Genomic DNA, 15,032 nt, shown 5'->3' with positions numbered 1-15,032 from the left:
TCGAAAACAAAGTTATAGCCGTTAAAACCCTTTTTATCAAACATTTCCAGCACTTCATGACATTTCATAATGTTTCAAAAGTCTACAACGGTTTTCCAATATTTTCCAAATGGTCAAGATGATTTTTAAGATGTTTTTGAATACGGTTTCCCGTATTTTCCATTAATGAAAAGATGTTAATTTTGGAATCATGTTTGAGTATTTTCAAAAGGCTGTAAGAGACGGCTACCTAGATTTAAAGGAGAATAGACAGCTTGATTTTTCCCGCGAATGGCCTTCGACAGGAGATCTTAAGAATTGGTCTATACAATGTTTCGAGAAAGGATTATCACCTGAAGATGAAGTCGTATTCACCGATTTTTTCAGAGAAAAAGTTGAAAAGAAACAGCAAAAGTTACTTGGTAAGTCGTTAAAAGAAATAGTGAAAGTTTCGGAAACGGATAAATTCAGGGCATTAAGAAATTTTATAATTGGTGACACAAAACGCAGCCCCGAACGAGATGTCGTAAAATTTCTCGCTATACTGATCAATTTTCAGCCGCGTCCTTATGACTTTAATTATTGGAATTCATTACAGCCGGATACAACGATTTCCAGCAAACATAGCTTACATCGAGACAAAGAATCAGATGATCATAATTGTAATAATGAAAATTGTCCGGGTGACAACAAAGATGCTATTTCAAATGATCTAACGAATCCAGAAGAGGTAGCGAATGCTACAGTAGCTAAGAAAAATGAAAGCAATCATTCCTCAGCTATATGTGAAGAGGAAAATAAAGTAGAATTAGAAGAAGTATTTCTAACGGAAAATAATCCCACAACTTTTTCAGAAGAATTGGATGATGGAGAAAAGTTTACTATTCAACCAGAAAAAAGGTCTTTTATTGGAAATAATAAATATGTCCTAAGATTTTCAGGGATTGCTTCGCTGATTATCGCGATCTTTTTTACAGTGCATTATTTAACTCCAGAGGATTGCATGTGCTGGAACGGAGAAAGATATATCCAGGTTGACTGCCAAGATAAAACTCAACGCTATCGAGTGATCGGATTGGATCAAGAAAAACTCGAGCACTTCCGTAAAATCACCAGACCCGATACGCTAGGAATAAAAGATATGGGGACTATTTGGTACTCAAAGATTGATAACGAAATCGAATTTTTCACAGCTCCAGGCTACCACCCCATTCAAACAATGCGCTCACTGAAAGCAACCACAAAACATATTTTTGAAACCTATGCCGGCCAAAGGACGGAGAATAATCAAAATAAGCAATTTGGGATTATGCAAAAACAGTAATACTCGCACTTAAAATATTCAAGCATAAAAAAAGCCACATCTCACGACGTGGCCTTAAATAAACATATGATTCACTAGTGGTTTGCCTTTTTATGACTGGCAAACCACCAGTGATAAGGTACTATTTATACGAATTGATTGATTTGGAGACTTTCCAGTTGTTGCCTTCGCGCTCCAAGGTAACCAGATCAGTCTTGGTGAAGTTCTCAAATTTCAAGGTCACCTTAGCCACCATATAGTCTGCTGACTCTTCAAGGATTTCGGTGCTTACTGCACAGTTCAATTTCTCCCCCTTTTGTTTTTTCAGAGATTTAACCACTGCCTCACGGCCATGAGATTGCGCATTGGAAGACTGGATCTTTTGGTTGAAATCTTCAGCAAATAACTGCTCTACGCCTGCTGATTCTCCCTCCGTAGTTACCGCAACATAGTGCTCTAAAGCGAAATCTGCTGTGGAAAGGTTAACGTTTGCTTTTGCTGATTTGGAACCTGGTCCTTCAGCTGCCATAGCAAATGTGGATACTGCGATTAAAGTTGCTGCTGCGAATGTTTTTACTAGCGTTTTCATAATGTCTTTATTTTATTGTGTTAGTTCTTTTGTTCTTATTTGTTGACTCAAAACTACGACACAATACGCCCCTAACCTACGGGCTTTAGACCAACGATCAGGAAAACTCGGTAAATGGCGGGAATGGGAAGGTGGAAGTCAAATGAAAGCATTCTTTACTGCTGAACAAAAAGCAATTTTTCATTATTTTTACACTCGTAAATACTCCCCTGGTAGGAGAAAGTAGCTTTAAAAACTATATTCAATTTCGTAAAACATGTTATTATGGTTGACTTAGAACGCAGAAAAAAGCTTGCTTACCATTTACGCCACTTAGTAGTCGGACTTATTAGTAATGACGAATTTGAAGGATCAATTACTGAGGACATCTCATTCGGCTGGCTGCCTGAACAATATTATCGTTCAAAAGAGGCAAAATCTGATGATCCTATTATTAGGCCAATGCTTGAACTATGCTGGTGCCTTTACAGCGACCTAGAAAACCATACACTGACCGATAACTACAAGCTTTCCGATGAAGCGCTAGACGATATTAGTAGATACATTTTATTTCTATACTCAGATTTTGAATACGAATGGCCTTACTTTGATCATACAAATCCACTATTTCGGCTATCATTTAAAGACTTGTTATTTACAGCGCTGACCTTGGGACAACATTATGTGGTGAAACTAAATGAACGAAAAGAACAGCATGATGAATTTAAAAATACAGGAGATCACCATCTATGGCCGTTTATAAACAAAGAACAGTATGAACAGCAATTGAGAAAACAACCCTTTTTATGGGGGCGGAAACCAGACTAAATTTAGCAAATAGTTTCCTTTGCTCGTTCAAAAAACTGTACTCAGAATAAGATTCACATCTAATTACAATGACTATTCAATTATTTATCAAAAATTTCAGTTCAGTTACTACAATTTATCAAAAATAATTTACTCCAATAAAACTATTTCAAATCGACTGTTGTTCTTACCATACAAAACGGCAACAAGCTTCCTTTCGAAAGAAAGGTTCAACATAAAAATTGGCGTCGTACAGTGAAAGTCCAATTGTCTTTAAAAACATTGGATGACGAAACAAAAAAGAGGAAACGATAAGAAACACAAAAATTACTGTACAAGTAAACGCTAAGAGAAAGGGTCTGATGAAGAATCAGGCCCTTTTGACGTAAAAAAGCCACATCTCTCGACGTGGCTCTACAATATAAATTATATACTATTTAACTTACCTGTTGCCCACTATTACGATCGGCCTGCAACTTGCTATTTAAGATTAATTTTAGATCATTGACCAATGCGATTGCCGAAGCTAGATCCGTGGCATTGGGTAGCGCACTGTTGGCCACACCAGAAGATTGAGATACCAGCCCTTTATTAGCAACAGCAGCATTTTGAAAAACATTGATCCAGCCAATGCTTCCACCACCATTTCTTTTAATCCAAATGGATGAGACTCCTGACTCGTTGATTTCATTATATCTTGATCCTTGTCTGGCCGTAACAACACCTTCAGGACTACCGATACCCGTATACTCGCCCAGAAAACCAAAAGGTATAAAATTGCGTCCGTCTGGTGCATTGTTATACCAGCCGTAGGTGTACTTTAGCTGGGGATCGGTATGTTGCACCACTGCATTGACATTTTTTAGCACATCCCCTACCTGCCATTCTCCGGCCACACTAGCAAGGCCATTGCTTGTCTGTGTCTGCCAGGCATTCGAGCCAATCTCCTGATTCCGTCTGGCACTATTAGCAACGGACACCTGGGTATTAATATTATTAAAGCATCTATTGTTTACAGATTTAACATTGGTCACCGAACCAGCGTTAGCGCTAATTCCTGTAATCTGGGTCCGATCATTACCCGTACGAGAATCATAACAGATATTATCAACAACATCAACATGATCGCAAGTAAAGGTACCAGTAGGTATCACACTGATACCATCCCCAACCGAATCGACTACAGTATTGCCAATAAATTGGCAGTTATCACCTTTAAGCAATCTGATACCCGTATTGCCAGCATTAGTAACCATGTTGCCTTTGACAATAGTATTGCTGCCATTTACTGTGATTCCCTGTAATACAGGTTTGATAATCCGATTGTCTGAAATCGTATTAAACCCCTCACTGGAACCTACTTCAATACCGCTGCGTTGTGGTTCAATAATCTTGTTGTCAGATACGGTACAGTTGGAACCATTATTGGAGATCAGAACACCATGTCCCTGCGGTTTTACAATGGTATTGTTGGTTGCTATACAACTATCTCCAGCCAATCTAATTCCATAGAAAATAATAAAAAAGTTGGAGGTGCCCATGACGGAATCCAAATAGAGATTTTTAATGGTATTGTTAGAGAAGATAATACGTCGTGAATAGTTGATTCCGTCAGGAAAACTAGTGCTTACAGGAACGACATGACTTTCACATTTAAATCCACCAGCCGCTCCATCTACTGTATTATTGGATACAACGATATCCTGACATCCGCCAGAACAATCGACTGCCAGACCGCTGCCATACATATTTGTTGGCTCCGGCATGCATCGACCTACATTGACGAAATTATTGTTGGATACAGTCGCATTAACGACCTCATTAAATCCGACACCGTGATGACCGGTCTCAGTGAAATAACAGTCTGTAATACGGATATTGGTTGTCAACGGATGTGGATAGCATTCTGCGGATCTTCCATAACTCTGGATACCCGAACTCCAAGAGCGTTTGATACAGCAATTGGTAATGCTGATATTATCTACTGCTCCGTCATGGATAGGATTAAAATAGATCAAAAACTCAGCACCATCAACATTCCATTTGCTTATAGGATTATTTATTGATACAGGGAGTCTGTTAGTCGTAGCTCCCCCATCCAACTGCAAGTTTTGGAATGAAATATTCTTGTGGTTATATAATCTAAACATCCATTTTACAGTCTTAGATATTAATGCTCCCTCGTGCCGAAATTCGAGATGTGATCTATTCCCGTCACCATATAACATACAATCACTTGGAGGAATTAAAGTATCGGTGATAAGATAATGTCCCGTTGGAAAGTAAACTGATGAGACCACATCTCTATTAGAATAGGTCAACGCATTTTGTATTACTTGAGTATCATCTTGAATAAAATCGCCTTTTGCGCCGAAGTATCGAATGTTTACATTTCCAACAAACTTATGCTCAAGTACCTTGCCTCCTACTAGGATCACATTCCCACCATTGTCAGCGTCTGTTGTAGTGGAAAGATAGTATTCAATTGGAGTGGGGGTATCCCCTGCTTGGTAGTAGCCTAAAAGCTGTACACCAGAATAAGTACCATTAGTTAATGCTGTAATTTCAGCTGCAGATAAAGCACGCATATCTGCCATGGTGTTTTTAATAAGAAATTGATTTGCCATAATGTTGTTGTTTTAAATTCTTACACAAACTTAGGCTTCAGTGGGTGCCTAAATGAGGGAAACTAAGGCTATGTTATCGGTAGAGCGAAACAGCCGAAAAGTCTCCGCTTTGTTGTCCCAAAACAGAAAAAGCCACATCTCACGACGTGGCTTTATAAACAATCTCACTTTTTAAATTCAATGGACTAAGGCAGCATATCGCTAAAAATCACCTTTCGCACAACTGCTGGAGTAGTGACTGTCCAATTCGTAAAGTTGATCACAGGGGGAGTTATTACCTCATATAAAGTACGGTTTTCGCTATTGACACATACAATATCTCCCTCCTGTGTCCCAGCGGGAATGGTACCCAAACTCCGAACCTGAATATGTCCCTTATGATCCTTATATATATTTCTCAATCTACTTCCCAGACCGTTTACTCCCATATAAGTCTGAAAAGGAATAATACTGAGTTGTATATTTCCATCCCCTTGAGACAAATAGGGGGACGAGAGATGATTGTGAGCTATGGTATTATAACTATTATATATATCATTATAGCCAATCATTTCAATCAAATTGATACTGCGCGTATCTGGCAGGCCCTCGCGTGTATTCACCTGCAGTTCATTAAAAGAAAGATTGTTTCGACTGCCTCCCAATCGAATGGAAATAAGATTAAGACCATTGACTGGAGCTGTGTTATATAAAAACTTGTTTCCGCTAACGAAGTTATAAGACTGTATATCTAAACAGGTGCTTGCAAGATTAATAAAATCATTGTTTAGGATACTCGTACTTTTGGGCGGATTCTGATTGGTAGTCAAAACGAAAGGCTTAGTGAGCTCTACCACTGTATTTTTCGAAATAACAGAACTTCCACCTCTCAAGATCAAAGTCGCGTCGCGATCGGTGGCAGATGCCAACACAGTATTGTTAGTAAAAATAAAGTTATCTGTATTCACTCCAACCTCAACAGTAGAGTTTTTGAGGTGACAGTGGTTTACTGTGATCCTCCTAGTTGTGTAAAGATCATCGGTATAAATATCTTCTGATGTACGCATATAGAAGTCTTCCAGGTTACTGTTCCGCAGTTGAAGATTGACCGCTCCTCGAATATTGCCTTCCCACATGGTGATATTTCTAAAAACAATATTATCGATGGTGACGTTCTCGGCTTGCCGCTCAATATTAAATCCTACATAATTTGCCTCACTGACGCAATTGCGAAAAGTAATATCTTTTACTCCTCCTGGACCAAACCCATCTACAATAAAACCAGCTCCACTACAATCTTTGAATAGACAATTTTCAACGAGAATATCTCGACAATGATTAGATGCGCTCCAGGGTTCTATATCGATACCGGACTGTGGTGCAGTTCCGTTTGTTTTTTCAAAAATACTATTAGAAACACGCCCACGAACAAGACCTTCAATAGAGAGTCCTTGTCTCCTATTATTATAGGCATGGCACCCTTCTAGACTAACATCATAATTATTTCCCTGATAAACTTGTATATTAAATCCGTCTCCCCAGAAATCCTGCGCCCGACAGTCTTTGAGCAATACATTAGAGCTTCCTAAAATGGCTACGCCATAACCATTTTCACCATACACACCTACAATCACAAATTTAATATCACCCCAGACAATCGTGCTGCCTACGGTTGTTCCGACGGGATATACAATATCAGTATTTGGCGATGTTCCACCCTGCGTTATTCTTAGAAAACGATTAGATTTGTCCACCAGATAAGTATCAACTGCATAAGCCGTATTTTTCTGAATCAAGGGATCAGTATCTGTTTTTCCCTCAACCCTGTAAAAATGTTCGTTCCTTTCACCGTAAATAGTTGCGTTCAGAACAGTCACATTGGTCTTGTTTACAATCTTAATAACATGATAAGCATTGTGATTTGTTGGGATGGCCTTTAAAGATGCCCCAGGCTCAAACAACAGGGTTTGATTAGATTGAACACCAATCCCTCCTTCATCCAACAGCGCATTCGTAAGATATCCCGCTTCAATCGGGCCTCTCCTGCTATTATGCGCTTTGATCATATAAGAATTTCCTGTATTGGGAAAATAAATATCCTTTTGGGTATCTATGGCGTTCTGGATATATTGGGTATCATCTTGCAGCCCGTCGCCTTTGGCTCCAAAATAGCGTACATCAAGCAATGCATTTTTAAATTGATGTATCAACCGTCCCTGAGGTAAAGCGACAATACTCCCTCCATTCTCTGTAGTCGTATCCGATTCAAAATAATGATACACAATAGGTTCAGGTGTATCTCCTACCTGATAATACCCTAATAATTGAACTCCTTGATAAGTTCCGTCTTGCAATGCCGTAATTTCACATGCGCACAAATTGCGCATTGCAGCCATTGTCTTTTTAAGAAGAAATTGATTTGCCATAATGTTGTGTTTTTAATATTTACACAAACCTAGCTTTCATGGGTGGGTCGGTGAAAGCATATTGGGAGTATGTTATCGGTAGAGCGAAACAACCGAAAAGTCTCTGCTTTGTTGTCCCAAAAACGGAAAAGCCACATCTCGCGACGTGGCCTTAAATAAACATATGATTCACTAGTGGTTTGTCTTTTTATGACTGGCAAACCACCAGTGATAAGATACTATTTATACGAATTGATCGATTTGGACACTTTCCACACATTACCTTCACGTACCAAAGTCACAAGGTCTGTCTTGGTGAAGTTTTCAAATTTCAAAGTTACTTTGGCAATCATATAATCTGCTGACTCTTCGATGATGTCTGTAGTTACTGTACAGTTTAACTTCTCTCCTTTTTGTTTTTTCAAAGATTTGATCAACGCGCTACGGCTATGGGTTTGTGTATTAGAAGCTTGAACTTTTTGGCTGAAGTCCTCGGCAAACAGTTGTTCTACACCTGCTGACTCTCCTTCGGTAGTGACCGCAACATAATGGTCTAAGGCAAAGTCTGCTGTGGAAAGGGTAACGTTTGCTTTTGCCGATTTTGATACCGGTCCTTCAGCTGCCATAGCGAAAGTGGATACTGCGATTAAGGCTGCTGCTGCGAATGTTTTTACTAGCGTTTTCATAATGTCTTTATTTTATATTGTTAGTTTATATCTGTTCTTATTTGTTGACTCAAAACTACGACACAATATGCCCCTGGCCTATGGGCTTTAGACTAACGATCAGGAAAACTCGGTGAATGGAGGGAATGGGGAGGTAAAATTTATTATCTTTAGGTGATTAGGGATCGCAATTTAGAATAGGAACTCTTATAGCATACTTTCGGAGTGAACTGTGTATTTATTAGTGCTAAAAATGTTGCACTCCAAGTCAACAATTATGCTGCATGCTTATTTACCATCCACAGTCTTATACTTCACGAAATTCTACAGACTGAATATTAATAAAATCAATAGAAATTTTAGTTTCTATAACCTTTTTATGGTCTTTTGAATCCTTTATATGCAAATCTAAAAAAATACTGCCACTTTTATATCCGTGCTCGAGATATGGCTTATTCATCAGTTTAAGCTCTTTTGTGATGGCCTTAATTCATAAAATTCTACAATTTCCGATTCTTCCTCTTGATTGAAAACAGCTTTATCATTGAAACTACTAAATTGATTTTCTGAAATTCTTATTGTAGCAGGATAATCTGCCAAATACATAGATAAAACAACATTACAAGTTGGACATAAAGTTGAACCAGCAATTTGTTTTACACTTAGATTTTCCGTTTCTGGATTTTCCCAGTCAATTACAAACAATTCCCCACAATTTGTACAAGTAACTAAGCTATTATTGCTCCAACCATTTTTTAATGGTAAGAAAACTTTATAGTTATAGATCCCTTGTGCGACATTTTCATACTTTATTAAACATCTAATTTCTTTCTTTTGCATACGCATATCTAAGGTATTCTTGAGCCAACGACTATACCCTTGTGCATTAATAAACTGGTAGTTTCCCGCCCCCCTCAAACAGATCCACACGAATAGGTGCACCCGAAATAACTCCTTTATTCAAACCAGGGAACTCCTACAAGGATCTAAATAATTTAATCCTTTTTCTTTAAATATTTCCTCGAGCCTGTCTGCTCCATATTCCTTTTTGAACACAAGTTCTTCTTTGGTAATTGGCACGAGCCAATAGAAAAAAACAGACTTGCCATCTTCAAGATCAAGGATTTCCAGTTTGCCCCCATCCAAATAAGGTTGAGAGAGCAACGCAAAAGAGCAGGAAGAATTCAGTCGCCATCCCCTTCCCCAATTGATGGTGTGCCAGTGTCCCAAACGTGTGCGGAATCTATGAAAATGAGCTATCACAATTAATGACTCAACTAGAGTTTGGTCTTGCTCATCCGAAAAGATGTGTAGTTCCAAACAGAGTTGATCCTCAAAATGAGACATACCACAGGTGGCATAAGTCCACATATTTCGTTCCGGCGTTGGCGGAAATTCCAATACCCGAAATTGATCCCCCAAATCTTTATAAGGACCTTTTTCCCAGATAAGTGAACGATATTCATCGCCCCAATTGGAGATATAATGTGATAATAGTTTATGATGGTATAAGTTCTCCTCCATTGTAAATAACTCATTCAAGTTATCAAAAATAATTTACTCCAATAAAACTATTTCAAATCGACTGTTGTTCTTATTATACAAAACGGCTATTAGCTACCTTTCGAAAGAAAGGATCAACATAAAAATTGGCGTCGTACAGTGAAAATCCAATAGTCCTTAAAAGCATTGGATGACGAAACAAAAAAGAGGAAACGATAGGAAACATAAAAATTACTGTACAAGTAAGCGCTAAGAGAAAGGGTCTGATGAGAATCAGGCCCTTTTGAAGTAAAAAAGCCACATCTCTCGACGTAGCTCTACAACATTTATATATTTATTCGAGATGGCTCTTATTTATATGAATTGATCGATTTGGACACTTTCCATTCATTACCTTCGCGTACCAAAGTCACAAGATCTGTCTTGGTAAAGTTTTCAAATTTCATTGTCACCTTGGCTACCATATAATCGCCTGATTCTTCGATGATATCGGTATTTACTGTACAGTTTAGCTTCTCGCCTTTTTGTTTTTTCAAGTATTTAACAACTTGATCGCGGTTGTTGGTCTTTGCATTTGCTGATTGAACCTTTTGGCTGAAATCGGTAGCAAATATCTGCTCTACGCCTGCTGACTCTCCTTCGGTCGTTACCGCAACATAATGGTCAAGGGCCAAGTCTGCTGTGGAAAGGTTAACGTTTGCTTTTGCTGATTTAGAACCTGGTCCTTCAGCTGCCATAGCGAAAGTAGATACTGCAATTAAAGCTGCTGCTGTGAATGTTTTTACTAGAGTTTTCATAATGTCTTTATTTTATATTGTTAGTTCTGTTGTTCTTATTTGTTGAATCAAAACTACGACACAATATACCCCTAGCCTATGGCCTTTAGACTAACAGACAGGAAAACTCGGTGAATGGGGAGAATGGGGAGGTAAAAAGACTAGACATCCAACTGCTGACATCTATTCAGATGATAAAACTATAGGATATGCAAAACTGGAAGCAGGAGATTTCAGTATGATTTACGCACGCTATCCAGCAAGAGCATCGTATCAGAGGTAAGTCAATTTTCCGCTTTTTTCCAAATATTTATCAGTAAAAAATCCACTAAATCATTTTTTTTCTTGTTTTAAAAATAACAGTTTGAAAATTTCATCTAATTAATGACTTTTACAATCGGCTTTATATTTTGACTAAATGAAGTTAATAATTTAAAACACCAAATGAAAGAATATAAATACTGGAAAAAAATTGGAGTTGAGATTCAAAAAGAACTAATATCCAAAGCACTTGCTAAGAATATCAATTATAGCCAAAGTCCCGTATTAGGGCTTCCCGGAACAAAATTGGATGGAAGAGTTTTTTATGAACAGGCTGAATTTTTAAAGGAAGCTCCTTTCCTGCAGACAATTGTTCAGAATCCTAACCATATTGGTTGTCATACTGTCGGAGAATCGGAGCCTTTTTTTCAAGGCACCCAAGATATTGAAAAAGATGTCATTCAAATCTTAAGTAAAGATATATTACAATCTCAAGAAGATTGCGATGGATATGTTACCTCTGGAGGTACAGAAGCCAATATACAAGCATGTTGGATGTACAGAAATTTCTTCATCAATACATTTAATGCCAGTTGTAATGAAATTTTCCTAATTGCATCGCAAGACACACATTATTCGGTCAATAAAGCTGCAAATTTATTGAATATTGATCTTGTCCTTGTTCCGGTCGATTTTGATACCAGAGAAATTCTGCCGGATCAACTGGATAAGTATGTCTATGAAGCTGTGAAAAATGGCAAAAAGTATGCTATCGTTATTTCAAATGCAGGTACCACCATGTTTGGAAGCGTTGATAATCCAGATGATTATGCCTCAGTTTTCATAAAATATGATCTTAATTTTAAACTTCATATAGATGCGGCATTTGGGGGATTTATCTATCCAATTGTCAATCAAAACCATAATATCGGTTTCAACAATAAACACGTCTCATCGGTGACCATGGATGCCCATAAAATGCTCCAAGCCCCTTATGGAACTGGTATATTTATCACGAGAAAAGGATTGATAGACAATGTTTTTACCAAAGAAGCGAAATATGTCAATGGAATGGATACCACTTTGAGCGGAAGTCGCTCTGGAGCAAACGCTGTGGCAATTTGGATGATTTTGCAGACCTATGGCCCACATCAATGGTTAGAGAAAATGAAGATTCTGAACTACCGGACAGAAGTATGTTGTCAGGAACTCGAAAAATTGGGAATTGGCTTTTATAGGGATTCACATATGAATATCATTACCATAAAATCAGCTGATTTGCCCAAAGAGCTAGCAGTTAAATTTGGCTTAATTCCGGATTCGCACGACGAAGATAACAATTGGTATAAAATTGTGGTAATGGACCATGTACAGCAAGAATCACTAAATGATTTTATTAGTGAATTGAAAGAATTCCGCAGTAGAGAGCGTAAAGTTTTGGAAAATTAAAATAGCCGCAAAATCATTTTTTGTTGCATAATGCGCCATGCTATGTGGTTGTTCGGAAGTTCCGAACAACCACTTGCAACTAACCCTTTCCCTAATCTTCTCCGATTTCTTCACCTAAATTTAAGTTCTTCATCTTGCTACAAAACTACCTTGAGGGTTATTAAACCACTTATTAGCAATAATTTCATCAAGTTTACTTCTAATTTTTCTCCTAAATTGCCAAGCGCTTCTCCTAAAATTATTAATGATCATTTGCTGTAAAAGTACTTTATGTGAATCTATATATTTTCATAAAGAGAAATTACTTGGCTTGCTTATAATTTCCAAAGCTTTTTCAATGTAGTCTTTCTTACTATTAATCACCGCTTCTAATAATTGATTCGTGGTTTTAATATTTGAATGATCAAATGGCAAAAGAAAATCAGGATTCACTCCTTCGTTAATTTTATATTTTTTCCCATTACGGTCTTTTAAAACACTTATAGTCAAATCCAGAGAAAAATTATTCCCAATCTCATAATATTGATTGGTCGATGTGAGACCGTATGTCTTTTGACCAACAGTTATCACATTTTTCTGTCCTTTAAAATGTAATAAAAATGCCTCGGCAGCACTAGCGGTATAATAACTGGTCAAAATAACAATGGGAACTTGCGTATTCTTCAATTTAATGGGCGGACGTTTTTTGGGATCTAGCTCTAAAATATCATATACTTGCTTAGCTTGTTCGCCTTCTGGTTTAAGAACTACCGAAATCTTTTTTTCCTCCCCCGTATTCAAAACATCTGAATAGCTGTAATCGACATCAATTAATGACGCAAAATGCCATATCATGGGGTAATTGGCTCCGCCACTGTTTTCGGTAAGGTCTATTATCCAAGCTTGGGGATTATTATCATCCAAAAATTTGAGTTGTTTTCCAATAGTGTCTATATATTTTGCCTGCTCCAACCGAACTGGAGGAATATTTATATAAGCATATTTTTTATCAATCATATAAGATTGATAATTTTTGGGAGGCAGGCCTGCATCTGCATCAGTCATCTTCGCCATCTGCCTCAACTGAACCATAAAATCTTCTTTAATGCTCGTATCGGTCTCATGATATTGTAGAGAGGAATGCACATCCTGAAGATCGCTCAGAACCATCTTGAATAAGGGGAGCAAATCTTTAGCTTCTTTGATACCACAACTTTTCTTGATGATAATCGGAGCAACAGAATCCCAATTTACATTGGCCCTGGAATATGCATTGGATTTAACGGTATCAATAAAAGCATTTGTTAAATTCAGGATGTCCTTATTTTGGGCAACTGCATTAAAACAAAATATTAAAAACGATAGTACAATAAGTAAGCAATGTCTCATCATGCTCTAATATAAAATAAAAATAAATATCTTTTTCATCGATTAATTATTTAAATAATAAACCTTAGTTTGAAAACAGACCAAGTGTTGGGAAAGCTTGGTAAATGACAGGAACGGATAGCTGAGATGGGAATTTATTTTGCTTATTGCTGTAAACAATAAGTATTCAGTCTAATCTAGGTTTTTCAAATGTGATATGCATCTGAGCACATTGAATATAAAAAATAGTGTAAGCATAACTATCGAAAAGAAACTTGGAAGTCCTATAGTGCAATATAGACTATAAAAACCTGCTAATATATAAATATTGAATAGATAATTTCCATTTTAACGCCCAATCTTCTTTTGATTATATAGGTAACGGAATACAACTGATACGCTGATTACGATATAAATAACAGCTAGCAGTGCTGGTACCAGCAAGTGCCATATGAAGGAGGAATCAAAACCATTTAGGCAAGTAATGAGTTGAAATAAAGCAATAAATAATACCATGAAAAAGAATAGGATAAACTTTTCGTTAGGTATGGGCAGATCAAAAAATTGATAAAAGGCAAAACAGAAACTTTTGTCAAATAAGTTGACAAAAAACACTCCATCTGTCTCTCAGCTTCAATGCGTTCGCCATACTTCAATAACTTAACAGGTTCAATAAACCTTGTTCATCGCGTTCCCCGTATGTTTGTACCGCAATCCAATATTATCCAATACCTTTTTTTTAAAATTTTCTATAGCAATTTTTCTATCATTGATCTCTTCTTCGTTTTTAGGTTTGTTATTAACAGGTGTTATCTCTCCGGACTGCTTATTTTCTACGGAGATAAGCAATAATTCGGTGAGGGGATCAGGTGGAACCGGAATTAATACCCAATAGATATCATTATTTTTTGAATCATTAATATAACCTTCGTAAAAATATGGATTGCCCGTACCGATTTTAAATAACGAATCTTGGAGATTCATATTATTATAAGCAGTTATCTTTTTGATCAGAGAATCCTGCGTTATTTCAAATTCATATCGTTCTGCCATTAAATTACTCCCAGCAGCGATAAAGTCGCAAGAGGAAAAGAAACCGCTTAATAGGATTAAAATACCAATGGATTGATAATATTTAAACTTTTTCATTCATTTTTATTATTTAATCCCATTGTCAACGACGCTCTGTCTATTAGCTATTTTATATTGTATTGTGCCATATTACCCAACTCAAAATCTATTTAAATCGAAATAGTTTAACTAGGATAAAATGGATAATAAAGGCAATAAAAATGCAAACAAAAAGTCGTATTATGAGACTTAGTACATACGATGGAATTTCGGAAAACTTAATTTCACCTGA

The 15,032-nt window shown here is 37.1% G+C and carries 12 protein-coding genes; 3 read left to right on the top strand and 9 right to left on the bottom strand.

The genetic code is table 11. The features are described 5' to 3' along the window. Positions 1–190: 190 nt before the first annotated feature. Positions 191–1,303 (top strand): hypothetical protein, encoded by a 1,113-nt coding sequence (locus M2408_RS24270; protein WP_259187168.1) that lies wholly within the window; start codon positions 191–193, stop codon positions 1,301–1,303. 121 nt (positions 1,304–1,424) lie between these two features. Here the strand turns inward: M2408_RS24270 and M2408_RS24265 are convergent, their stop codons facing one another. Continuing rightward, entirely contained in the window at positions 1,425–1,871 is a 447-nt protein-coding gene (locus tag M2408_RS24265; protein ID WP_259187167.1) for a nuclear transport factor 2 family protein, read from the bottom strand. 264 nt (positions 1,872–2,135) lie between these two features. Here M2408_RS24265 and M2408_RS24260 point away from each other — a divergent pair, with 264 nt between their 5' ends. Next, positions 2,136–2,678 (top strand): hypothetical protein, encoded by a 543-nt coding sequence (locus M2408_RS24260; RefSeq protein WP_259187166.1) that lies wholly within the window; start codon positions 2,136–2,138, stop codon positions 2,676–2,678. Positions 2,679–3,094: 416 nt separating this feature from the next. Here the strand turns inward: M2408_RS24260 and M2408_RS24255 are convergent, their stop codons facing one another. The 6 genes from M2408_RS24255 to M2408_RS24230 form a co-directional block, all read right to left on the bottom strand. Then, positions 3,095–5,284: a right-handed parallel beta-helix repeat-containing protein gene (locus tag M2408_RS24255; RefSeq protein ID WP_259187165.1), complete on the bottom strand. Its 2,190-nt coding sequence runs from the start codon at positions 5,282–5,284 to the stop codon at positions 3,095–3,097. A gap of 185 nt (positions 5,285–5,469) precedes the next feature. Continuing rightward, positions 5,470–7,689, bottom strand: a complete 2,220-nt coding sequence (locus M2408_RS24250; RefSeq protein ID WP_259187164.1) for a right-handed parallel beta-helix repeat-containing protein — start codon at positions 7,687–7,689, stop codon at positions 5,470–5,472. A 218-nt stretch (positions 7,690–7,907) separates the two neighbouring features. Then, positions 7,908–8,354 (bottom strand): nuclear transport factor 2 family protein, encoded by a 447-nt coding sequence (locus M2408_RS24245; RefSeq protein WP_259187163.1) that lies wholly within the window; start codon positions 8,352–8,354, stop codon positions 7,908–7,910. A 438-nt stretch (positions 8,355–8,792) separates the two neighbouring features. Continuing rightward, positions 8,793–9,173, bottom strand: coding sequence for a hypothetical protein (locus M2408_RS24240; protein ID WP_259187162.1), 381 nt, complete (start codon positions 9,171–9,173; stop codon positions 8,793–8,795). Positions 9,174–9,293: 120 nt separating this feature from the next. After that, positions 9,294–9,857 (bottom strand): suppressor of fused domain protein, encoded by a 564-nt coding sequence (locus tag M2408_RS24235; protein ID WP_259187161.1) that lies wholly within the window; start codon positions 9,855–9,857, stop codon positions 9,294–9,296. Between the two features lie 329 nt (positions 9,858–10,186). Next, complete coding sequence (locus M2408_RS24230) at positions 10,187–10,633, bottom strand: nuclear transport factor 2 family protein (protein WP_259187160.1); 447 nt, start codon at positions 10,631–10,633, stop codon at positions 10,187–10,189. Positions 10,634–11,056: 423 nt separating this feature from the next. On the opposite strand from M2408_RS24230, the gene M2408_RS24225 reads away from it, so the two are divergent. Further along, on the top strand, positions 11,057–12,322 hold the full coding sequence (locus tag M2408_RS24225) for a pyridoxal-dependent decarboxylase (RefSeq protein ID WP_259187159.1): 1,266 nt from the start codon (positions 11,057–11,059) through the stop codon (positions 12,320–12,322). Positions 12,323–12,610: 288 nt separating this feature from the next. Here M2408_RS24225 and M2408_RS24220 read toward each other — a convergent pair whose 3' ends face one another. After that, positions 12,611–13,393 (bottom strand): S41 family peptidase, encoded by a 783-nt coding sequence (locus M2408_RS24220; protein WP_259187158.1) that lies wholly within the window; start codon positions 13,391–13,393, stop codon positions 12,611–12,613. 945 nt (positions 13,394–14,338) lie between these two features. After that, positions 14,339–14,818 carry a hypothetical protein gene (locus M2408_RS24215; protein ID WP_259187157.1) on the bottom strand — a complete coding sequence of 160 codons (480 nt, stop codon included), beginning with the start codon at positions 14,816–14,818 and terminating at the stop codon, positions 14,339–14,341. Positions 14,819–15,032 lie beyond the last annotated feature (214 nt).

Origin of the sequence: Sphingobacterium sp. BIGb0165, assembly GCF_024810095.1 — a bacterium.
Taxonomy (GTDB): domain Bacteria; phylum Bacteroidota; class Bacteroidia; order Sphingobacteriales; family Sphingobacteriaceae; genus Sphingobacterium; species Sphingobacterium detergens.
The sequence above is the reverse complement of the archived record's forward strand: the minus strand, read 5'-3'. Positions and strand labels throughout refer to the sequence as shown.

What these genes read in the sequence shown, in the direction of transcription:
- M2408_RS24270 (WP_259187168.1), top strand. Translation starts at nt 191, where the DNA reads ATGTTTGAGTATTTTCAAAAGGCTGTAAGAGACGGCTACCTAGATTTA.
- M2408_RS24265 (WP_259187167.1), bottom strand. Translation starts at nt 1,871, where the DNA reads ATGAAAACGCTAGTAAAAACATTCGCAGCAGCAACTTTAATCGCAGTA.
- M2408_RS24260 (WP_259187166.1), top strand. Translation starts at nt 2,136, where the DNA reads ATGGTTGACTTAGAACGCAGAAAAAAGCTTGCTTACCATTTACGCCAC.
- M2408_RS24255 (WP_259187165.1), bottom strand. Translation starts at nt 5,284, where the DNA reads ATGGCAAATCAATTTCTTATTAAAAACACCATGGCAGATATGCGTGCT.
- M2408_RS24250 (WP_259187164.1), bottom strand. Translation starts at nt 7,689, where the DNA reads ATGGCAAATCAATTTCTTCTTAAAAAGACAATGGCTGCAATGCGCAAT.
- M2408_RS24245 (WP_259187163.1), bottom strand. Translation starts at nt 8,354, where the DNA reads ATGAAAACGCTAGTAAAAACATTCGCAGCAGCAGCCTTAATCGCAGTA.
- M2408_RS24240 (WP_259187162.1), bottom strand. Translation starts at nt 9,173, where the DNA reads ATGCAAAAGAAAGAAATTAGATGTTTAATAAAGTATGAAAATGTCGCA.
- M2408_RS24235 (WP_259187161.1), bottom strand. Translation starts at nt 9,857, where the DNA reads ATGGAGGAGAACTTATACCATCATAAACTATTATCACATTATATCTCC.
- M2408_RS24230 (WP_259187160.1), bottom strand. Translation starts at nt 10,633, where the DNA reads ATGAAAACTCTAGTAAAAACATTCACAGCAGCAGCTTTAATTGCAGTA.
- M2408_RS24225 (WP_259187159.1), top strand. Translation starts at nt 11,057, where the DNA reads ATGAAAGAATATAAATACTGGAAAAAAATTGGAGTTGAGATTCAAAAA.
- M2408_RS24220 (WP_259187158.1), bottom strand. Translation starts at nt 13,393, where the DNA reads ATGGTTCAGTTGAGGCAGATGGCGAAGATGACTGATGCAGATGCAGGC.
- M2408_RS24215 (WP_259187157.1), bottom strand. Translation starts at nt 14,818, where the DNA reads ATGAAAAAGTTTAAATATTATCAATCCATTGGTATTTTAATCCTATTA.